This window comes from Stenotrophomonas sp. STEN033, from assembly GCF_056856655.1.
On record NZ_JBXFWM010000087.1, the window covers coordinates 1 to 16,225 of the forward strand.

General features: G+C 65.4%; 18 protein-coding genes and 1 pseudogene. 10 read left to right on the top strand and 9 right to left on the bottom strand.

Annotated features, from left to right (window positions below):
* Positions 1-115 precede the first annotated feature (115 nt).
* Both AC1VXC_RS19530 and AC1VXC_RS19535 read right to left on the bottom strand, forming a co-directional pair.
* Positions 116-826: an rRNA pseudouridine synthase gene (locus AC1VXC_RS19530; RefSeq protein WP_481539618.1), complete on the bottom strand. Its 711-nt coding sequence runs from the start codon at positions 824-826 to the stop codon at positions 116-118.
* Positions 827-892: 66 nt separating this feature from the next.
* On the bottom strand, positions 893-1,390 hold the full coding sequence (locus tag AC1VXC_RS19535; protein WP_296246089.1) for a M48 metallopeptidase family protein: 498 nt from the start codon (positions 1,388-1,390) through the stop codon (positions 893-895).
* 69 nt (positions 1,391-1,459) lie between these two features.
* Here AC1VXC_RS19535 and AC1VXC_RS19540 point away from each other — a divergent pair, with 69 nt between their 5' ends.
* Both AC1VXC_RS19540 and AC1VXC_RS19545 read left to right on the top strand, forming a co-directional pair.
* Positions 1,460-2,014: a DUF2058 domain-containing protein gene (locus AC1VXC_RS19540; RefSeq protein WP_481539619.1), complete on the top strand. Its 555-nt coding sequence runs from the start codon at positions 1,460-1,462 to the stop codon at positions 2,012-2,014.
* Positions 2,015-2,175: 161 nt separating this feature from the next.
* On the top strand, positions 2,176-2,439 hold the full coding sequence (locus AC1VXC_RS19545) for a DksA/TraR family C4-type zinc finger protein (protein WP_282265397.1): 264 nt from the start codon (positions 2,176-2,178) through the stop codon (positions 2,437-2,439).
* A gap of 248 nt (positions 2,440-2,687) precedes the next feature.
* On the opposite strand, the gene AC1VXC_RS19550 is transcribed toward AC1VXC_RS19545, so the two are convergent.
* From AC1VXC_RS19550 to AC1VXC_RS19565, 4 genes are all read right to left on the bottom strand, one after another.
* Positions 2,688-3,206, bottom strand: coding sequence for a GNAT family N-acetyltransferase (locus AC1VXC_RS19550; protein WP_313170718.1), 519 nt, complete (start codon positions 3,204-3,206; stop codon positions 2,688-2,690).
* 90 nt (positions 3,207-3,296) lie between these two features.
* A complete protein-coding gene (locus AC1VXC_RS19555; protein WP_481539620.1) occupies positions 3,297-4,556 on the bottom strand; it encodes a sugar transporter in 1,260 nt (419 codons plus the stop codon).
* A 194-nt stretch (positions 4,557-4,750) separates the two neighbouring features.
* A complete protein-coding gene (locus AC1VXC_RS19560) occupies positions 4,751-5,332 on the bottom strand; it encodes a mechanosensitive ion channel domain-containing protein (RefSeq protein WP_313170722.1) in 582 nt (193 codons plus the stop codon).
* Between the two features lie 27 nt (positions 5,333-5,359).
* Positions 5,360-6,625, bottom strand: coding sequence for an alkaline phosphatase family protein (locus tag AC1VXC_RS19565; RefSeq protein ID WP_481539621.1), 1,266 nt, complete (start codon positions 6,623-6,625; stop codon positions 5,360-5,362).
* A gap of 136 nt (positions 6,626-6,761) precedes the next feature.
* On the opposite strand from AC1VXC_RS19565, the gene AC1VXC_RS19570 reads away from it, so the two are divergent.
* The 3 genes from AC1VXC_RS19570 to AC1VXC_RS19580 are packed head-to-tail and all read left to right on the top strand — an operon-like array spanning position 6,762 to position 8,778.
* The gene (locus tag AC1VXC_RS19570) at positions 6,762-7,337 is read left to right on the top strand and encodes an RNA polymerase sigma factor (protein ID WP_313170779.1); all 576 of its coding nucleotides are present in this window, start codon (positions 6,762-6,764) and stop codon (positions 7,335-7,337) included.
* Positions 7,334-7,876, top strand: coding sequence for a hypothetical protein (locus AC1VXC_RS19575; RefSeq protein WP_313170726.1), 543 nt, complete (start codon positions 7,334-7,336; stop codon positions 7,874-7,876). Before AC1VXC_RS19570 ends, AC1VXC_RS19575 begins: the two co-directional genes overlap by 4 nt.
* A gap of 11 nt (positions 7,877-7,887) precedes the next feature.
* Entirely contained in the window at positions 7,888-8,778 is an 891-nt protein-coding gene (locus AC1VXC_RS19580) for a DUF4097 family beta strand repeat-containing protein (protein ID WP_313170728.1), read from the top strand.
* 133 nt (positions 8,779-8,911) lie between these two features.
* Here the strand turns inward: AC1VXC_RS19580 and AC1VXC_RS19585 are convergent, their stop codons facing one another.
* Both AC1VXC_RS19585 and AC1VXC_RS19590 read right to left on the bottom strand, forming a co-directional pair.
* Positions 8,912-10,288 carry an Hsp70 family protein gene (locus AC1VXC_RS19585; RefSeq protein ID WP_481539622.1) on the bottom strand — a complete coding sequence of 459 codons (1,377 nt, stop codon included), beginning with the start codon at positions 10,286-10,288 and terminating at the stop codon, positions 8,912-8,914.
* A gap of 63 nt (positions 10,289-10,351) precedes the next feature.
* Positions 10,352-11,314, bottom strand: a pseudogene (locus tag AC1VXC_RS19590) (cation diffusion facilitator family transporter).
* A 127-nt stretch (positions 11,315-11,441) separates the two neighbouring features.
* On the opposite strand from AC1VXC_RS19590, the gene AC1VXC_RS19595 reads away from it, so the two are divergent.
* A complete protein-coding gene (locus AC1VXC_RS19595) occupies positions 11,442-11,774 on the top strand; it encodes a zinc ribbon domain-containing protein YjdM (RefSeq protein WP_282265415.1) in 333 nt (110 codons plus the stop codon).
* Positions 11,775-11,806: 32 nt separating this feature from the next.
* Here the strand turns inward: AC1VXC_RS19595 and AC1VXC_RS19600 are convergent, their stop codons facing one another.
* Entirely contained in the window at positions 11,807-12,901 is a 1,095-nt protein-coding gene (locus AC1VXC_RS19600) for a tetratricopeptide repeat protein (protein ID WP_481539623.1), read from the bottom strand.
* A 275-nt stretch (positions 12,902-13,176) separates the two neighbouring features.
* Here AC1VXC_RS19600 and thpR point away from each other — a divergent pair, with 275 nt between their 5' ends.
* From thpR to AC1VXC_RS19620, 4 genes are all read left to right on the top strand, one after another.
* Complete coding sequence (gene thpR / locus AC1VXC_RS19605) at positions 13,177-13,764, top strand: RNA 2',3'-cyclic phosphodiesterase (protein WP_313170734.1); 588 nt, start codon at positions 13,177-13,179, stop codon at positions 13,762-13,764.
* Positions 13,765-13,852: 88 nt separating this feature from the next.
* The gene (locus AC1VXC_RS19610; RefSeq protein ID WP_481539624.1) at positions 13,853-14,452 is read left to right on the top strand and encodes an HD domain-containing protein; all 600 of its coding nucleotides are present in this window, start codon (positions 13,853-13,855) and stop codon (positions 14,450-14,452) included.
* Between the two features lie 62 nt (positions 14,453-14,514).
* Positions 14,515-14,712, top strand: a complete 198-nt coding sequence (locus tag AC1VXC_RS19615; RefSeq protein WP_313170738.1) for an oxidoreductase-like domain-containing protein — start codon at positions 14,515-14,517, stop codon at positions 14,710-14,712.
* 70 nt (positions 14,713-14,782) lie between these two features.
* Entirely contained in the window at positions 14,783-16,123 is a 1,341-nt protein-coding gene (locus AC1VXC_RS19620) for a virulence factor family protein (RefSeq protein WP_482995085.1), read from the top strand.
* The last annotated feature ends 102 nt before the right edge of the window (positions 16,124-16,225 follow it).

A 16,225-nucleotide genomic window follows, 5' to 3' on the forward strand; every position in this document is an offset into this window, starting at 1 on the left:
GACATCTACACTCTCTCCGGCGTCGGCAGCGTCAGATGTGTATAAGAGACAGGGCCAGATGTATCGCCAGCTTCGCGGCTGACGCCGCTCCCACCAAGGCCAAGCGGGCCTTGGCCTAGAACTTCTGCTCGGTGGCCAGGTAGCGCCACTGGCCCTCGGGCATCTTGCTCAGGCCGATGCGGCCGATGCGCAGGCGGCGGATCTGTTCGGCCTTGAGGCCAACCTGGCTGCACATGAACTGCAATTGGCCCGGGCGCACGTCCTTGATCGCAAAACGCAGGCGCTGCTCGCTCTGCCAGCTGACCTTGGCCTGCGGCAGGCTGTGGCCTTCGTAGATCAGGCCATGGGTGAGCCTGGGCATCGCCCACGGGGTGGGTTCGCCGCTGACTTCGACCACGAATTCCTGCTCCAGGCTGGGGCCGGATTCCTGCAGGTGGCGGCGTACGCGCCAATCCTGGGTCAACACGACCAGACCGCTGGCGTTGTCATCCAACGGCATCAGATAGTCCAGCCGCTGGAAATGACGGCGTAGCGAACGGATGCCGGAGGCGTCATCGGCAAAGCGGTTTTCGTCGACCAGCAGCGCGAACAGCTGCTCGGCGGTACAGCCGGCCGGCTTGTTGATCAGGAACGTGGCTGCTTCAGCGGCTTCGGTACTGCCTTCGGCGGCCAGGGTGATGACTTCCTCGCTGACCATGGTCTGCGGGGTTTCCACGACCACGCCGTTGACGCTGATCCAGCCGCCTTCGATGTATTGCTGGGCCTGCGAGCGCGAGCACTGCAGCTGCGCGGCAACGCGCTTGTCGAGACGGATCGGGGTGGTCATGGCGGCCATGGGTTCTACGAAGGGCGGGGAGTGTAGCGCTGTGGCGGGACTGCGGCGATGGCTGGCTCAGGCCGGTTCATGTTCCAAGGCGGTCAGGTACAGGCGCAGGTCGAACTCCAGCTGGTGGTAATCCGGCTCCATGTGCAGGCACAGCTGGTAGAAGGCCTTGTTGTGGTCGGCCTCTTTGATATGCGCCAGCTCATGCACCACGATCATCCGCAGGAACTCGGCCGGGGCCTCGCGGAACACGCTGGCAATGCGGATTTCCCGGCTGGCCTTGAGCTTGCCGCCGTGGTTGCGGGAAATGGCGGTATGCGTGCCCAGCGCGTGTTTGACCACCTGCAGCTTGCCGTCATACAGCACCTTGCCCAGCGGCACCGACTGGCGCAGGTGGCGCTCCTTGATGGCCTGCACGTAGTCGTAGAGCTGGCGGTCGTTGCGCACCGGATTGGGCTCGGCGTAGCGCTTGCGGACCGCTTCGCCCAGCTTGCCCGCGTCCAGCAGCTCGCGGGCGCGCTGCTGCAGGTGTTCGGGATAGCCATTCAGGTATTTCAGCGGAAGCATGGGCATTTGGGCGGGACAGGACAGGCCGCTATGATGGCAGCCTCGGCAACAGAACCATGAACAACGACGATGGCAAAGGGTAATCCACTGCAGGAACAGCTGCTCAAGGCTGGCCTGGTGAAGAAATCGCAGGTCTCGCAGGTGGCGCGCGAGCAGGTCAAGGCGCGCCACGGCAAGGGCCCGGTCAGTGCGACCGAGAGCCAGCGCGAGGCCGATCGCGCCCGTGCCGAGAAGGCCGAAAAGGACCGCCAGCTGGCCGCCGAGCGCAATGCCCAGCGTCGCGCCGAAGAGCTGCGCGCGCAGGCCAAACAGATCATCGCCGACCGCAAGCTGCCGCGCGCCGGTGAGCTGGAATACCGTTTCAACGACGGCGCAGTGATCCGTACGATGCTGGTCACCGAGGCGCTGCGCACCCAGCTGGCCAATGGTGCGCTGGTGATTGCCCGGCACGGCGACAGTTTCGAACTGCTGCCGCGCATGGCTGCGGAAAAGGTGCGTGAGCGTGACGCCAGCCTGATCGTCCTCGACCACGGCCAGAGTGCGGATACGCCGATTTCCACTGGCAATGCCGAGGATGATGCGTACTACGCCCAGTTCCAGGTGCCTGACGACCTGATGTGGTGAACGCTGTGCTCGCGCGGTTTGGCGCGGGCCGACGCCTGTGGTGAGCGGCCAGCCCTCCGCCGGTGGAACTTGTTCAGGCAGCTGTACGCCTGGCCGCCAGCCCTTGAATTGTGTCCAGGGAGGCGGCAATTTGCCTGTGTTGCTGTACGTGGAGACAGGACATGGCTACCGGTTGGGCGGGCGACACCGCCGTTCAGGATCAGATTGACGCCACCGTCGAGGACGCGATCAAGCGTGCGCGCAGCCGCATGCCCAGCGGCCCGGGGCTGGAACATTGCGAAGAATGTGATGCGCCGATTCCCGAGGCGCGGCGCAAGGCCGTGCCCGGGGTGAGGCTGTGCATCGCCTGCCAGCAGGCGCAGGATGAGGACGAGGCGTTTGCCGGCTATAACCGGCGCGGCAGCAAGGATAGCCAGCTGCGCTAGGAACGATGGCTGTGTCTGTGCCTGTTGTGGTCGTCGCTGTGGTTTGCGGCTTTGGCTGTTGTTTTAGCCTTGCTCTTGCTCGTTATCCTCGCGAAGGCGGGGATCGCTCTGTATTTGCTTGCGCTTTGGAGTTACGCGGTAATTCCGGTCCGAATCAATGCCGAAGGCCAAGGCTGGAGCCAGAACCGGAGCGATCCCCGCCTTCGCGAGGATGACGGCAAAAAAGCAAAAGCCCAAAGCCCAAAAACTCAGCTTTTTCCTGGACCGGGCAGCACGGCGTTCAAGTACTGCTTCTGCACAACGCGTGGCACCAATCGCGGTCGCTCCATCAACACAAAGCGCACGCCCTTCACCGTCTGCGGCGCAGCCTTGCTGACAAAGCCAAACCGCTCATACACCGGCACTGCGATCTCGGACGAGTTGACCGTGTACTCGCGGCGGCCGTGTATGCGCAGTGCATGCTCCCACAGCCGCCGCGCGATGCCGCGCTGGCGGCTGCTGCGGCTCACGAACAGATGATGGATGTGGCTGTCGCCGCGCATCGCGATCATGCCGACAAGTGCACCTGCATCCTCAATCACGTAATGCGCGAACTCCTTGTCGACCAGGCGATCGGTGAAGCTGGCGGGAGTCAGCGAGGCCAGGAACGCATGTGCGCTGGCACCGCTGTCGGCGTCCAGAAGGTGTCGCGCCAACGGGGTGACCAGCGCGCTCAGTGCCTCTGCATCGGCGAGGTTGGCGTCACGCAAAGTGATGTCCTGATCCACGTACTTCCCCCGTAGCGCCCCCGGAAGCAGCGGCGTGGACGGAAGCATACCTGCAGCCGCCACGCTGTAAACCTGTGCGCTGGCGGCAGCTCAGTGCGTCGTGCCGCCCAGACGGAAGCTTCCGCTCCAGCGCAGCATCGCGAACAGGCACCACAGCCAGCCAGCCGTGGCGATCAGGCCGCCGACCAGGCCGATGTGTTGCATGCCCAGCTGCAGGCTGACCTGGCTGCCGATCAACGCGCCCGCGCCAATGCCGATGTTGAAAATGCCCGAGAACAAGGCCATCGCCACGTCGGTGGCGTCGGCGGCCAGGTTCAGGACCTTGGACTGCATCGACAAAGCGAAGCTGATCATCGCCACGCCCCAGACCGAAACCAGTGCGTACAGCAGCCAGCTGCTGTGCAGGCCAGTTCGCAGCAACAACAGGCTGGCGGCCAGTACGCCGATGGCCGCCAGCAGGAAGCCACGCGGCCAGCGCAGGCCGTAGCGCGAAAACAGCAGGCTGCCGATGAAGCCCATGCCGCCGAACAACAGCAAGACCCACGTCGTCACATGCGCATCGAAGCCGCCGATCTTCTGCACGAACGGTTCGATGTAGCTGTAGCCGGTGAACTGTGCCGATACCACCGTCATCACCAGCAGGTACAAGGCCATCAATGCGGGGCGCCGCAACAGCAAGGGAACGCTGCTGGCCGAACCGCTGTTCTGGCTGGGCAGAGCTGGCAGCAGGCGTGCCAGTACCAGCATCACCAGCAGGGCGACGCCGCCGATGGCCATGAAGGTGACGCGCCAGCCCAGCAGTTCGCCGACGATGCGGCCCAAGGGGATGCCCAGCACCATCGCCACCGAGGTGCCGGTGGCCAGCAGGCCCAGGGCCTGCGGGCGCTTGTCCGCCGGTGCCACCCGCACTGCCAGCGAGGCGGTGATCGACCAGAACACGGCATGCGCCAATGCAATGCCTATCCGGCTGGCCATCAGGACCGGATAGCTCCAGGCCAGCGCTGACAACACATGGCTGAGAATGAACAGTGCAAACACGCCCAGCAGCAATCTGCGCCGGTCGAAGCTGCGGGTCAGCAACATGCACGGCAGCGAGGTCAGCGCCACCACCCAGGCGTAGATCGTCAGCATCAGGCCGACATGTTCGATCGGCTTGCCGAAATCGGCGCCGATGTCACTGAGCAGGCCGACCGGGACGAATTCGCTGGTATTGAAGACGAAGGCGGCCAGCGCCAGGGCGATGACACTGAGCCAGCGTTGGCGGTCGGAGCGTGGCGGCTGGTGTCCGGCAACGGCAAAAGCATCGCCTGCCTGCGGGGCAGGGCATGAAGTATCGGGAGAGACGGACATTGCGAGCGGGTCTGCGACCGGGCCGGTCGCTCAATGCAGGCAATTTTCGCACGCGCCGGGTGGACGCGAGCAGAACGCTGTGGATCACGGCGCCCGCCGGGGCTCTGCAGATCGGGAGCAGGGCCAGCCGTGGCCGCGGTCTTGCCAGCGGCCCTGGAGCAGGTAGGGAAGCCCGCTTTGCAGGGCCGAAGTGCTCAGCCATCTCCCTGCAGCGTGCTTGCAGCGGCGTCACCACCACGCCAGCGACGCAGGCCACGCTGGAAGAACAGGCTGTTGGGAATCTGCATCAAGGTGCCATCGACCGGGCCACCGACCTCGTGCAGGGTGGTGTAGATCAGGTTGATGTCGGTGACGACGCCCTTCAGGCCGGGCTTTTCACCGTTCTCCAGCAGCTCGATCTGGTCGCCCAGACGGAACGGGCGGGTGGTGAAGATCAGGAAGGTGCAGAAAATGTTGGACAGCACGCTCCAGGCGGCGAAGAACGCCACCGCGCCGACCGCGGCAAAGCCGGTGAACGCCGTCCACAGCACGCTGGCCTGCACGTTCAGGGCCTGCAGGATGGCAACCAGCGCCACCGTGCCGATGATGAAGTTCGACAGTCGCCGGATTGCCATTTCGATCTGCGCCGGCAGCGTGTAGTGACGGCCCAGGCGCGCCAACAGGCGCCGGGTGAGCAGGCGCAGCAGCCAGGCCACGACCAGGATCAGCAGGATGCCCAGGCCGGTGTTGATCGGATCAATCCATTGCTGCAGCGAGGCGGGTAGGTAATGCTTCATGCGGTTTCCTTGCGGTGCGTCAGTGCGTCAGTGCTTCAGTGCGGCATCGGTATGGCGGGGATCGCCATCGTTGCGGGCGGGGATGATGTTCAACAAACGGGCCAGCAACGGATAGATGTCCACATTGTCGATCGGCGCGATGGTCACGCCGGGGACGAAGGCTGGACCATAGCCGATGAAGGGTGAATACATGTCGGGCAAGGTGTTGTCATAGCCATGCTCGCCCAGCAGTTCGTGGTTCTTGCGCTTCTCGGCCTGGCGGGTAGTGACCTGCCAGCCCAGTTCGGCGGTGCAGATGTAGGCGGGTACGCGGCGGTGATGCCCGTACTCGAAGCGGGCGGGGATCTGCTCGCGGGTCATGCACTGGATGTGCGGGTAACTGCCGTCCAGCAGCTGTTGCGCGGCCGCTTCACCACCGGGAAGGGCGTTGAACGAGGCGTAGGCGCCGGTCCAGCCGAAATCCAGCCTGCCGACATCGACGATGTCGTCGAGAAAGACCTGCTTGTCGGGGCCGGTGGCGGTCATGCCGTGGTCGGAGGCCACCACGATGTTGATCTTCTGCTGCAGCCCCTGCGCACGGATGCCGCTGAGCAGGTTGCCAATTGCCGCATCCACTTCGCCAAGCGCGGCATTGAGTTCGGCGGAGTCGGGGCCATGACGATGGCCCATGGTGTCGACCTTGTCGAAGTACAGGGTGATGAAGTGCGGGCGTTGCGCTGCGGGCAGCGCCAGCCATTCCAGCACCTGGTTGACCCGTTGTCGTGAGCTTACCTGTATGTCGAAGGGGCGCCAGAACTCGGGCCGTGCACCGTGTACCGGCGCCTCCGAGCCGACCCAGAACATCGCCGCGGCGCGGCCGCCCTGTTCACGGATGCTGGTCCACAGCGGCTTGCCATCGTCCCACCAGCGCTCGTCGCGGACCGTGGCCGGGTCGAACATGCTGAAGCGCACGCCGGGGATGGTCGGGTCGGTCATGAAGTTGGCGATCACCCCGTGGTGGTCCGGGCGCAGGCCGGTGACCAGGGTGTAGTGGTTGGGGAAGGTGATCGATGGATACGACGGGCGCATGTACTCGGCACGGGCGCCGCCGGCCACCATGGCTGCCAGGTTCGGGGTCTGGTTGCGCTCCAGGTAGTCGTTGCGGAAACCATCGATGGAAATCAGGATCACCGGCGCCAGTGCTTGCTGGGGCATGCGTGAGGTGCTGGCAGGCGTTTCGATGGCGAGCGGGGCGCTGGTGCAGCCGGCCAGGGCAAGGGCGGCGCAAAGCAGCAGGGCGGGGGTACGCAACATGGGGCGGCAACGGTTTGGCGAGCGGCGATTGTCGGCCAGTGCGGCGCTTGCTGCCAGTCGAGGCGCACTTGCCGGCCGCTTTGGCAAAACCTGATTCGGGTTTAAACCTTTTTCCTGCTTGCCGCATCCAATGGATATGCTCGACGCCACCGTGACTGCCACTGCTCCCTCACCGCCCGCCGTGGATGACGCTGCGTTGGCCCGTGCCGCCGCGGACGGCGACACCCGCGCCTATGAGCGCATCTACCGGCGTCATTCACCGCGGCTGTACGCCTTGCTGTGGCGGCTGTGTGGCGGCAACGCCGCGCGTGCCGAGGATGTGCTGCAGGAGACCTTCATCCAGGCCTGGCGCAAGCTGCCGCAGTTTCGCTTCGAGAGCGCATTGTCCACCTGGTTGCACCGGTTGGCGGTGAATACGGCCTTGATGGAGTTGCGGGCAACCACGTTTGAATCGCTCGACATCGGGGAATCAGGGATGGACCTGTTGGCCGAAATGGCTGACACGCCGCGTTGCCATGCCACGGGCATGGATCTGGAGCGCGCGCTGCTTACGCTGCCGCCGCGCGCCCGTGCAGTGCTGGTGCTGCATGACATCGAGGGCTGGAAACACCAGGAAATCGCCGTGGAACTGCAGATGGCTGTCGGCAGCTCCAAGGCACAGTTGCATCGCGCGCGCAGCTTGCTGCGCACGCGGCTTGGAGACGCAGGATGAATATTCACGACGACGATCACGATGATGCGTTGGCCCAACGTTTACGCGGCCTGCCATCCGAACGGGTGGCACCGGCGGCCGTCTGGCAGCGCATTGCCGCAGAGCTGGAGCAGACACCCCGTTTCCAGCAGGCCCCTGTCGCCCCGGCGCTGAACGCAGCGGCCCCAAGGCGCATGCAGCGGCGCTGGCCGCGCTATGCCGCAGCCGCGGTGGTCGTGGCGCTGGTCGCGGGAGCGGGGGTTCTGTGGTTGCCGCAGCAGCCACCGGCAGCCGTGGCGGTCGAGGAATCGTCCCTGCAGCATCAGGCCAATACGATCACCTACCAATACCGGCAGGCGATGGCCACGCTGCCACAGCAGGACGTGGCGGCCGAGCTGCAGCCGGCCCTGCGCGAGCTGGACGAAAGCGCTGGCAGCATCCGCAGCGCCATCGCGCAAAGTCCCGATGCCGCCTTTCTGCTTGGCCAGTTGCAGCGCACCTATGCGCTGCGGCTTGAACTTACCCGCAAGGGCGTGAACCCGACCGGACTTTCGACATGAAGGAGCACCTGATGAAAGCTTGTATGCGCCATCTGATCGCCACCGCACTGCTGTTGGCCCCATTGACCAGCGCGTTCGCGCAGACCGCGGTCAACCGTAACCTGCCCTTGTCCAGCGGCGGCCGCGTGGAGCTGAGCAATGTGGCCGGCTCGGTCACCGTGCGTGGCTGGGACCGCAACGAAGTACAGCTGACCGGCTCACTGGGCGAGGGCCAGCGGCTCGAAGTAGAAAGCAGTGCCAATCGGGTGGCGTTGAAAGTGGTTTACCCGCAGAACAGCCACAGCAGTCGCGGTGCGGTGCTGGAACTGCGGGTGCCGCGCGCCGCGCAGTTGCAGACCAGTACCGTGAGTGCGGGCGTGGATGTCGCGGATGTGGACCTGCGTCGTCTGCAGAGCTCCACCGTCAGCGGCAGCATCACCGCCAATGGGCGTGCTGGTGAGGCGGAATTGACCACGGTCAGCGGCGCGATCCGCTCGCAGCTGCAGACGTCGCGCCTGGAGACGCGGACAGTCAGCGGTGGCATCAATGCGGCCGGTGCCAGCGGCGGTGAGGTCTCGGCCAATACTGTGTCTGGCGGTATCACCCTGGACCTGGCCAAGGTGCAGCGGCTCAGTGCCGAGTCGGTATCCGGCAGCGTGGGCGTGCGCAGTGCGGGCCTGCAGCCGGGTGGCCGGGTCAATCTGGAGACGGTGAGTGGCTCGGTATCACTCGGCTTGCCGGCCAATACCTCGGCGCAGCTCAAGGTCAGCACCTTCAGCGGCAGCATCCGCTCCGACGTAGGCCAGGTGGAGAGCCCGCGTTACGGGCCGGGCAAGAACCTGGACGCGCGGATTGGCGGCGGCGACGGTGATATTTCGATCCAGTCGCATTCGGGCAGCGTGCGGGTGAGTCTGGATCGTTGATTCACTCCCTCCCTTTGTCATAGGCAAGGGGAGGGTTGGGGAGGGACGCTTTTGCTCCCTCCCTTTTGCGCAGCAAAGGGGAGGGTTGGGGAGGGGTAGAGCTTCTGGGTTTCTGGAGCCCCAGCTTCCCGGCTTACGCAGCTCCTACGACCGCCCTGGTTGTTGCCGCCAGCGCCAAGCCCTGCACCACGCCGAACGATGGGTCGCCGTGCACCAGCCTGGCAGTCGGGAATGCCGCTGCCGCTGCTTGCTGGATGTAACCGGCGCGCGACATGCCACCGGTCAGGAACACCGCCGCCGGGTCGTGGCCGATATCGGCACGCACCTGCTGCAGCAAGGTCTCCAGCTCGCCCAGATAAGCACCGGCGGCCGCCGTCAGATGCGGTGCGTCGATGTCGACGAACAGTCCGGTTTCGATGAAATCCAGCACGCTGTTGTGGCGGGCTTGGCTGCTCAAGCTGATCTTGCACTGTTCCACCGCGCGGTACAGGCGCGCGGTATTGCCGGTGTCCTGCAGCGCCTGCAGGCGCAGGCCATAGGGCAGTTCCACCGCGTCGTAATTGTGCTGGCGGAAATCACGCTGGCGGGTCATCTCCTGCACCATCGCCGCCTCCACGTAGTGGTGCGCGGGCACGCGGGTGATGCCGCGCCCGAACAGTGGCATATAGCCGGCCAGGCTCAGCGCCAGGTCGATATCGGTACCGCCACGGGCAATACCCCAGGCGCGATGGATCTGCGGCGCGGCGTTGCCGCCAACGCTGGCGTGGGCGATGTCGGTGGTACCGCCGCCGACGTCGACGATCACCGCTTCGTGGCGCTCGCTGCTGACTGCGTGGTAATGCATGGCCGCCGCTGCCGGCTCCTCGAGGAAATCCACCTCGTCAAAGCCTGCTGCCATCGCCGCGCTGCGCAGGATGTCCAGCGCCTGCTCGTTGCCGGCCGCGCCAATCGAGCTGCGGAACTGCACGGGCCGACCGAGCAGGGCGCTGCGCACATTGCAGCGCAATTGGCGCGAGGCGGTCAGGCGGATGTGTTCGAGGATATGGGTGGCGATGCCGGTGATGGTCTGCTTGGCACGCGGATGCAGGTTGTAGCCCAGCATCGACTTCGGGCTCTGCACCAGGTTGCCTTCGTTCTCCTCGAAATAGGCCTCCAGCGCTTCGTCGCCATAGACCGCGTTCTGCAGCAGGGTGGTGGAGCTGCGCGGTTCGCGGATGCGTTCTTCCATCCACTGCCGGCGCACCACGCGGATGGCGTCGCTGCGCAGCTGTTCATGGCTGCGCGTGTTGCCGACCGCGCGGGCGTCGCGGCGGCCGGATTCGATCAGCTCATCGACCTGCGCTTCGAGTGCCGGGGTCAGTTCGAAATCGTTGGGGTCGCGCATTACCTCGGGGAAGTACACCGTGGTGCGGAACTGCTGGGCTTCACCAAAACTGACCGGAACCACCTTGCCGTCGATGTGGGCGGCGGCGGCCGAGTTGCTGGTGCCAAAGTCGATACCGAGTTTCATGGTGCCTGCGCGTCTTGCTGCTGAATCGGCCGCGCACTTTACTACGCCGCCGCGACGCTGGCTTCACCCGTTGTTGGCTGCTTGTGGCTCCAGCGCGGCCAACCGCGCCTGCCAGGCCTGCGGCGTCTGCGGTTTGACGAACAGCGCCACGATCTCCGGGTGGCGCAGGCGCGCGGCCTGTTCGATGCGGGCCACGCAGGCTTCGATCTGCGGCGTGGTGCAGCGGTCGTCGAAGGCCGCACTGAGTGTTGCCAGTACCTGATTGGGGCCGACCTGGACGGTCAGGATGCCGTTGGCGTTCTCGATGTCCGGGTCGGCCGCCGCCAGCTGCAGCAGGGCCTCGCCCAATTCAGGATGGGCCGGTTCGCCGATCAGCAGACCCTTGGTTTCCCGCGCCAGCAGGAAGGCGGCCACGGCCAGCACCAGTGCGATGCCGATCGAGGCCAGTGCATCCAGTTCCGGCATCTGCAAGCACTGCGCGCCGATCAACCCGGCCAAGGCGATCAACAGGCCGAGCAGGGCGGCGCTGTCCTCCAGCAATACGGTGAAGGTGCTCGGGTCCTTGCTGCGCCGGAAGGCTTCGAAATAGCCATGATGGCCCTTGCCGATGCGGAACTCGCGCAGCGCTACCCATCATGAGCTGCCTTCGAACAATAGCGAGACACCGAGCACGATGTAGGCGATGCCGGGGTTGGCGACGGGCTCCGGGTCGCGCAGGTGGATGATGCCCTGGTAGAGCGAAACGCCTGCACCCATCGCAAAGACCAGAACCGCGACGATGAAGCTCCAGAAATAGAGTTCACGGCCATGACCGAGCGGATGGGCGCGGTCGGGTGGTTGCCTGGCGCGGTTCAGCCCATGCAGCAGCAGGATTTCATTGGTGGTGTCCACCAGTGAATGCACGCCTTCGCTGAGCATGGCCGAGCTGCCGGAAATGCCGGCCGCGATGAACTTGGCCACCGCAATGCCCAGGTTGCCGGCCAGTGCCACGAGGATGACGAATCGGGAGCCGCTGTCTTTCGCCATGGGATGTCCTGGCAGCGCGACATCGCTTGCCGCGCTGGCACTTTCCTTCCGTGTGCGTGGCGATGGCGTGAGTGACGCGGAGCTGAGCGGCTACAATGCGGGGTTATTCAATGTACGGGAGTCCCCCATGTCTGTTACTTCCTGCCCGCAGTGTTCGCTGGAGAATGTCTACGCCGACGGCGCGCTGTGGATCTGCGCCGATTGCGGCCATGAGTGGACCGCTGGTGAAGCGGCGGAGTCGACGCTGGTGGTCCGCGACAGCAACGGCAACGTATTGGCGGCAGGCGACACCGTCACCGTGATCAAGGACCTGAAGGTCAAGGGTTCATCGATTCCACTCAAGCAGGGCACGGTGATCCGCAACATCCGCCTGGTCGAGGACGATGCCGAGCACATCGAAGGCAACTCGGAAAAGATCAAGGGCCTGGTATTGAAGACCTGCTTCCTGCGCAAGGCCTGAGCCGGATTGCCCAGGCCGCCGGCGGTGCGCGATCAGCGCGCCGCATGGCGCGCTTCGAGCCGGCGGATGCCATCGAGCTTGCTCTGGTAAACCGCTCTCATCGGATCGCCGCCGAGGTCGCGGGCGCGCTTCATCTCGCGCATGGCCAGGCGATTGTCGCCGCTCAGGAAATACGCCCGGGCCAGGCCGAAGTGGAATTGATGGGCGTTGCCGTAGAGCCGCACGGCTTCCCGGTAATAGTGCGCCGCCAGCACGTAGTTGCCGTCACGCTCGGCGGTGGTGCCTTGCATGAACTGGTAGAAGGGGTCGCGCTTGCGCACCTGCTCCAGTCGTGACTGCATCTGCGCCACCCGGCGGGTGTCGCCCATGCGCTGGTAGAGCTTGGTGGCGTTGTGCAGGGCGGGGGCGTGGAAGCGGTTGATCGACAATGCGGTTTCCAGGTCCCTGGCGGAGGCATCGAGGTCGTTTTCGCGCGACTCGAGTACGCCCAGGTTGCTCCATGCCGGCACAAACAGCGGATCCATCCGCAATGCCGCGTCGAAATAGGCGCGCGCGCTGGCGTAGTCGTGCGCGGCCAGCTGCTCGGCCCCCCGGTTGTTGTAGAAATGGGCGAGGGCGCGGCTGTCATTGATCGGCTGTGGGCCGCGACGGTCGTACAGCACGTTGCTGTCCAGGTCCAGGGTCGCCTGGCGGCCATCCACGCGCATGCCGACATTGACGTGGCCGGCGTTGAAGATCAGCCCCTGGTCCTGGTACCAGGACACCACCTGGCCCACCTCCTGCATGCGTGCCTCCAGGCCGATCTCGCGGGCCAGGGCGACGAACAACAGGGTGAATGACAGGCAATTGGCGCGCCGTTGCTGCCAGGTCTCGGCCACGGTGAGGGTGGCTTCGGTGTCGTATTCCAGGCCCAGTCCCTCTGGGCGGAACACCAGTTCAACCAGCAGGTGCAGGCGCTGTTCGGGGGAATTGGCCACCTTGATGACCCGCTCCTGCAGCTGCGCGCGTATCTCCGGCGGAATCGCCATCACCTGCGCCGGGGTCGGTACCGGGGCCGGTGTTGGCGGTGGCGCGGCAAAGGCCACGCTGCTGGCGGCGAGCAGGACTAACGCATTCCAACCGATCATGGCGATCACCCGGAGTTTGCTGCGGCCTGCCCAGTGTAGGCCTGTTGCGGGGGCATGGGAGCAGTGCCGGCACAAATCCACAGCAGGTGTGGACCAGCGCCGTGCAAACATGTGGATAACTGCTGGCAGCCCTTGCAGGGCGTGGCTCGGCAAGTGGTGATGAAATTTTCACCATGGCCGGGCCGTGACCGGCGGGGTCTGCTAGTATCCGCGGCCCAGACAGTAGTGGCCGCCGCAACGGAGCGGGCAAGTCGGCCGGCTTTCGATACCAGACCATGACGAAGCAGCTTTCCTCCACCGAGGCCCAGATGTCACTGGGCCTGGGCAGCGATATTCCAACCGAGCGCCTATTCTTTGCCGTGATGCCGGACCCGATGACGGCCGAGCGCGTGGCGGAGCTGGCTGACGGTCTGCGCGAGGAACATGGCCTGATCGGGCAGCCGCTGGCCCCCGAACGCCTGCATGTCACCCTGCATCACCTGGGCGACTACGCCGGCCTGCCGCCGAGCCTGCTGCCCAAGGTGCGCCAGGCTGCGGCACGGGTGCGCATGCCCGAGTTCGAGGTCTGCTTTGATCAGGTGGGCAGCTTTGCCGGCGGCGTGAAGAACCCCTTCGTGCTGCGCAGCGAGTACGGCGCGGAGTTGTTGAATGGCCTGCACGAAGAGCTGGCGCGCTGCCTGCAGGGCGTGGGTGGCAAGCTGGATCCGCGCTTCACCCCGCATATGACCCTGCTGTACGACCGCCGCCGCCTGCCGATCCAGCCGGTACAGCCGCTGCGCTGGTTCGTGCGGGAATTCGTGTTGGTGCGCAGTTTCCTCGGCCAAGGCCGTTACCAGATCGAAGGTCGCTGGCAACTGGGCTGAGCCGGGGGCTGCCGTCCGCGGTGCAATCCGCGGCTCCCCGATTGATGATGGGCCTTTCCAAGTCCTGGCTTCATGCCAAGATGCGGCCATGAACGACTTGCTGCAGACCCTGCCGCCGCCGCTGTTGGCCGAGCTGAAAACCGCCTACGCGCAGCCGCCGCGTGCGTATCACAACTTTGGCCATGTACAGGCGCTGCTGCAGCACTACCGTGATGTCGCCGCTGGCCCCGGCTGGCAGCAGCCGTTGGAAGTGCTGTTGGCGGTGCTTTACCACGATGCCATCTACGAGGCGGGGCGCGGCGACAACGAGGCACGCTCGGCGCAGCTTGCCGCGTCCGGTATCGAACGTTGGCTGCCGGATGCCGAAGTGGATGTGGCCCGGGTGATGGCGCTGATTGAACTGACGGCGCGCCATGGCAGCCTGGATGGCGAGGGACTGGATGCCGACGCTGCGTTGTTCCTGGACAGCGACATGGCGATCCTGGGGGCGCCGGATGCGGTGTTTGATGCCTATGACCGTGGCATTGCCGAGGAATACCTGGGCAAGGTGCCGGGTTTCCTGTTCCGGCTCAACCGGCGCCGGTTCCTGAAGAAGCTGCTGGCGCAGCCACGCATCTTCTTCAGTGATTTCTTCCATGAACGCTACGACGCGGCGGCGCGTGCCAACCTGCACCGGGCCACGGACTGATGCCTGGCTTTGGCTAAAATGCAGTCTGTCCTGTTGCTGATTGGGCCTAGTCGGCCGCTGTAATGAACGAATTGCCCGTCCAAGCTCCCGCAACTCCCGATCCTGACCCCCGCCCGCAACCGCCGGAGGCACCGGGTCCCAACGAATGCTGTGGCAGCGGCTGCCCGTTGTGCGTGCTGGATCTGTATACCGATGAGCTGCTGCTCTACCGGCAGCGGCTGGCCGAATGGCTTGAACGCCATCCAGAAGCGCAGGCCTGAACCGGCGGTTTCGACATCATTCCGCCTGCCACGGGCGTAGGCTTTGCAGAACCGTTCTTGAGGCCTGGACATGGCACGTGTGATGTGGGGAATGTGGGTGCTGGCAATGAGCCTGTGGGCGGCGCCGGCAATGGCAGCCGAGCAGGTCAGCCACGGTCGTTTCCAGCATGTACCGGTGCTGCTGCCCGACTTGCCGGCACAACGCGTGGTGCTGTGGTTTGGCGATGCAGCCGCCTCCACCGGGCACGTGGCGCGCCTGCAGGCACTGCGCGATGACGGCGCGCTGGTGGTGGATATCGACACCCCGCACCTGTACCAGGTGCTGGCCAGGGAAGGTGGCAGCTGTGGTTTCTCCGCCGGCGATGTGGAGAACTTCTCGCGCTACGTGCAGGCCTATTACCACGTACCGACCTATCGCCTGCCCATCCTCGGCGGTGAGGGGTCTGGTGCGGCATTGGCCTATGCGGTCGCGAGCCAGGCAGACCCGGGCGTGTTCGCCGGATTGCTGACCGATGGCTTCTGCCCGCAGCTGCGCAACGCGACGATGACCTGTGGCGATGCCATCAAGGGCCGGGTGCTGTTGCCGCAGCCGTTGCACTTTCCCTGGTTGAACGCGGCGGCGGGCAAGCAGCAGGCATGTGCGGCGACGGCAGTGACGGCGTTCACCGATGCGGTGCCGTGGGCGCGGCAGTTCGCACGTACCCGCCAGGGCAGTGCCTTGCCCGGTGAAGTAGCGGCTGCGCGGGTGCTGGGTGCGCAGCGGGGTATCAGCCTGCCGGCCGTGCCACAGGACCTGGATGGGCTGCCGCTGGTGGAGGTGCCGGCCAGCGGGCAGGGCGATACCTTCGCGGTGTTTGTCTCTGGTGATGGTGGCTGGGCTGGACTGGACAAGGACGTGGCTGGCGCCCTGGCAAAGGCCGGGATTCCGGTGGTGGGCGTGGATTCGCTGCGCTACTTCTGGAGCGAGCGCACGCCGGCAGGATTCGCCGCCGACCTGGATCGCATCGCGCGCTATTACGCCAACCATTGGCAACGGCCGAAACTGATGCTGATTGGCTTCTCGCAGGGGGCCGATGTCTTGCCCGCGGCCATCAACAAGCTGCCGCGGGCGAGCGCACAGATGCTGGCCATGACCGCGCTGATGTCGGTGGGGGAGCGTGCCGACTACGAGTTCCATGTCAGCAACTGGATCTCCAGTGGCGGCGATGATGGGTTGCCGATTGCGCCGGAAATGCGCCGCCTGGTGGCTGATCGCACGCTGTGCATCTATGGTGCCGACGATGAAGATGCGCTGTGCCCGAAGCTGCCGGCCGGTAGCGCACAACTGATCAAGCTGCCTGGCGATCACCATTTTGAAGGTGATTACGAAGGTCTGGCCAAGGTGGTCCTGCAGCACGTGCAGGGGCCTTGATGCGGAGTGTTGGGGGGGGGGGGGGGGGGGGTCGGCGCGGCCGGGGGGGTTGGGGCTTCCCCTCCTTCGCAGGGCCCGGCGGAGGCCCCCACCAACGAATCC

Excerpts from the sequence above, each read along its gene's own strand:
- AC1VXC_RS19575 (WP_313170726.1), top strand. The coding sequence starts at position 7,334 with ATGAATATTCACGACGACGATCACGATGATGCGTTGGCCCAACGTTTA.
- AC1VXC_RS19535 (WP_296246089.1), bottom strand. The coding sequence starts at position 1,390 with ATGCTTCCGCTGAAATACCTGAATGGCTATCCCGAACACCTGCAGCAG.
- AC1VXC_RS19620 (WP_482995085.1), top strand. The coding sequence starts at position 14,783 with ATGGCACGTGTGATGTGGGGAATGTGGGTGCTGGCAATGAGCCTGTGG.
- AC1VXC_RS19565 (WP_481539621.1), bottom strand. The coding sequence starts at position 6,625 with ATGTTGCGTACCCCCGCCCTGCTGCTTTGCGCCGCCCTTGCCCTGGCC.
- AC1VXC_RS19560 (WP_313170722.1), bottom strand. The coding sequence starts at position 5,332 with ATGAAGCATTACCTACCCGCCTCGCTGCAGCAATGGATTGATCCGATC.
- AC1VXC_RS19585 (WP_481539622.1), bottom strand. The coding sequence starts at position 10,288 with ATGAAACTCGGTATCGACTTTGGCACCAGCAACTCGGCCGCCGCCGCC.
- AC1VXC_RS19600 (WP_481539623.1), bottom strand. The coding sequence starts at position 12,901 with ATGATCGGTTGGAATGCGTTAGTCCTGCTCGCCGCCAGCAGCGTGGCC.
- AC1VXC_RS19615 (WP_313170738.1), top strand. The coding sequence starts at position 14,515 with ATGAACGAATTGCCCGTCCAAGCTCCCGCAACTCCCGATCCTGACCCC.
- thpR (WP_313170734.1), top strand. The coding sequence starts at position 13,177 with ATGACGAAGCAGCTTTCCTCCACCGAGGCCCAGATGTCACTGGGCCTG.
- AC1VXC_RS19610 (WP_481539624.1), top strand. The coding sequence starts at position 13,853 with ATGAACGACTTGCTGCAGACCCTGCCGCCGCCGCTGTTGGCCGAGCTG.
- AC1VXC_RS19545 (WP_282265397.1), top strand. The coding sequence starts at position 2,176 with ATGGCTACCGGTTGGGCGGGCGACACCGCCGTTCAGGATCAGATTGAC.
- AC1VXC_RS19540 (WP_481539619.1), top strand. The coding sequence starts at position 1,460 with ATGGCAAAGGGTAATCCACTGCAGGAACAGCTGCTCAAGGCTGGCCTG.
- AC1VXC_RS19595 (WP_282265415.1), top strand. The coding sequence starts at position 11,442 with ATGTCTGTTACTTCCTGCCCGCAGTGTTCGCTGGAGAATGTCTACGCC.
- AC1VXC_RS19570 (WP_313170779.1), top strand. The coding sequence starts at position 6,762 with ATGCTCGACGCCACCGTGACTGCCACTGCTCCCTCACCGCCCGCCGTG.
- AC1VXC_RS19555 (WP_481539620.1), bottom strand. The coding sequence starts at position 4,556 with ATGTCCGTCTCTCCCGATACTTCATGCCCTGCCCCGCAGGCAGGCGAT.
- AC1VXC_RS19530 (WP_481539618.1), bottom strand. The coding sequence starts at position 826 with ATGACCACCCCGATCCGTCTCGACAAGCGCGTTGCCGCGCAGCTGCAG.
- AC1VXC_RS19580 (WP_313170728.1), top strand. The coding sequence starts at position 7,888 with ATGAAAGCTTGTATGCGCCATCTGATCGCCACCGCACTGCTGTTGGCC.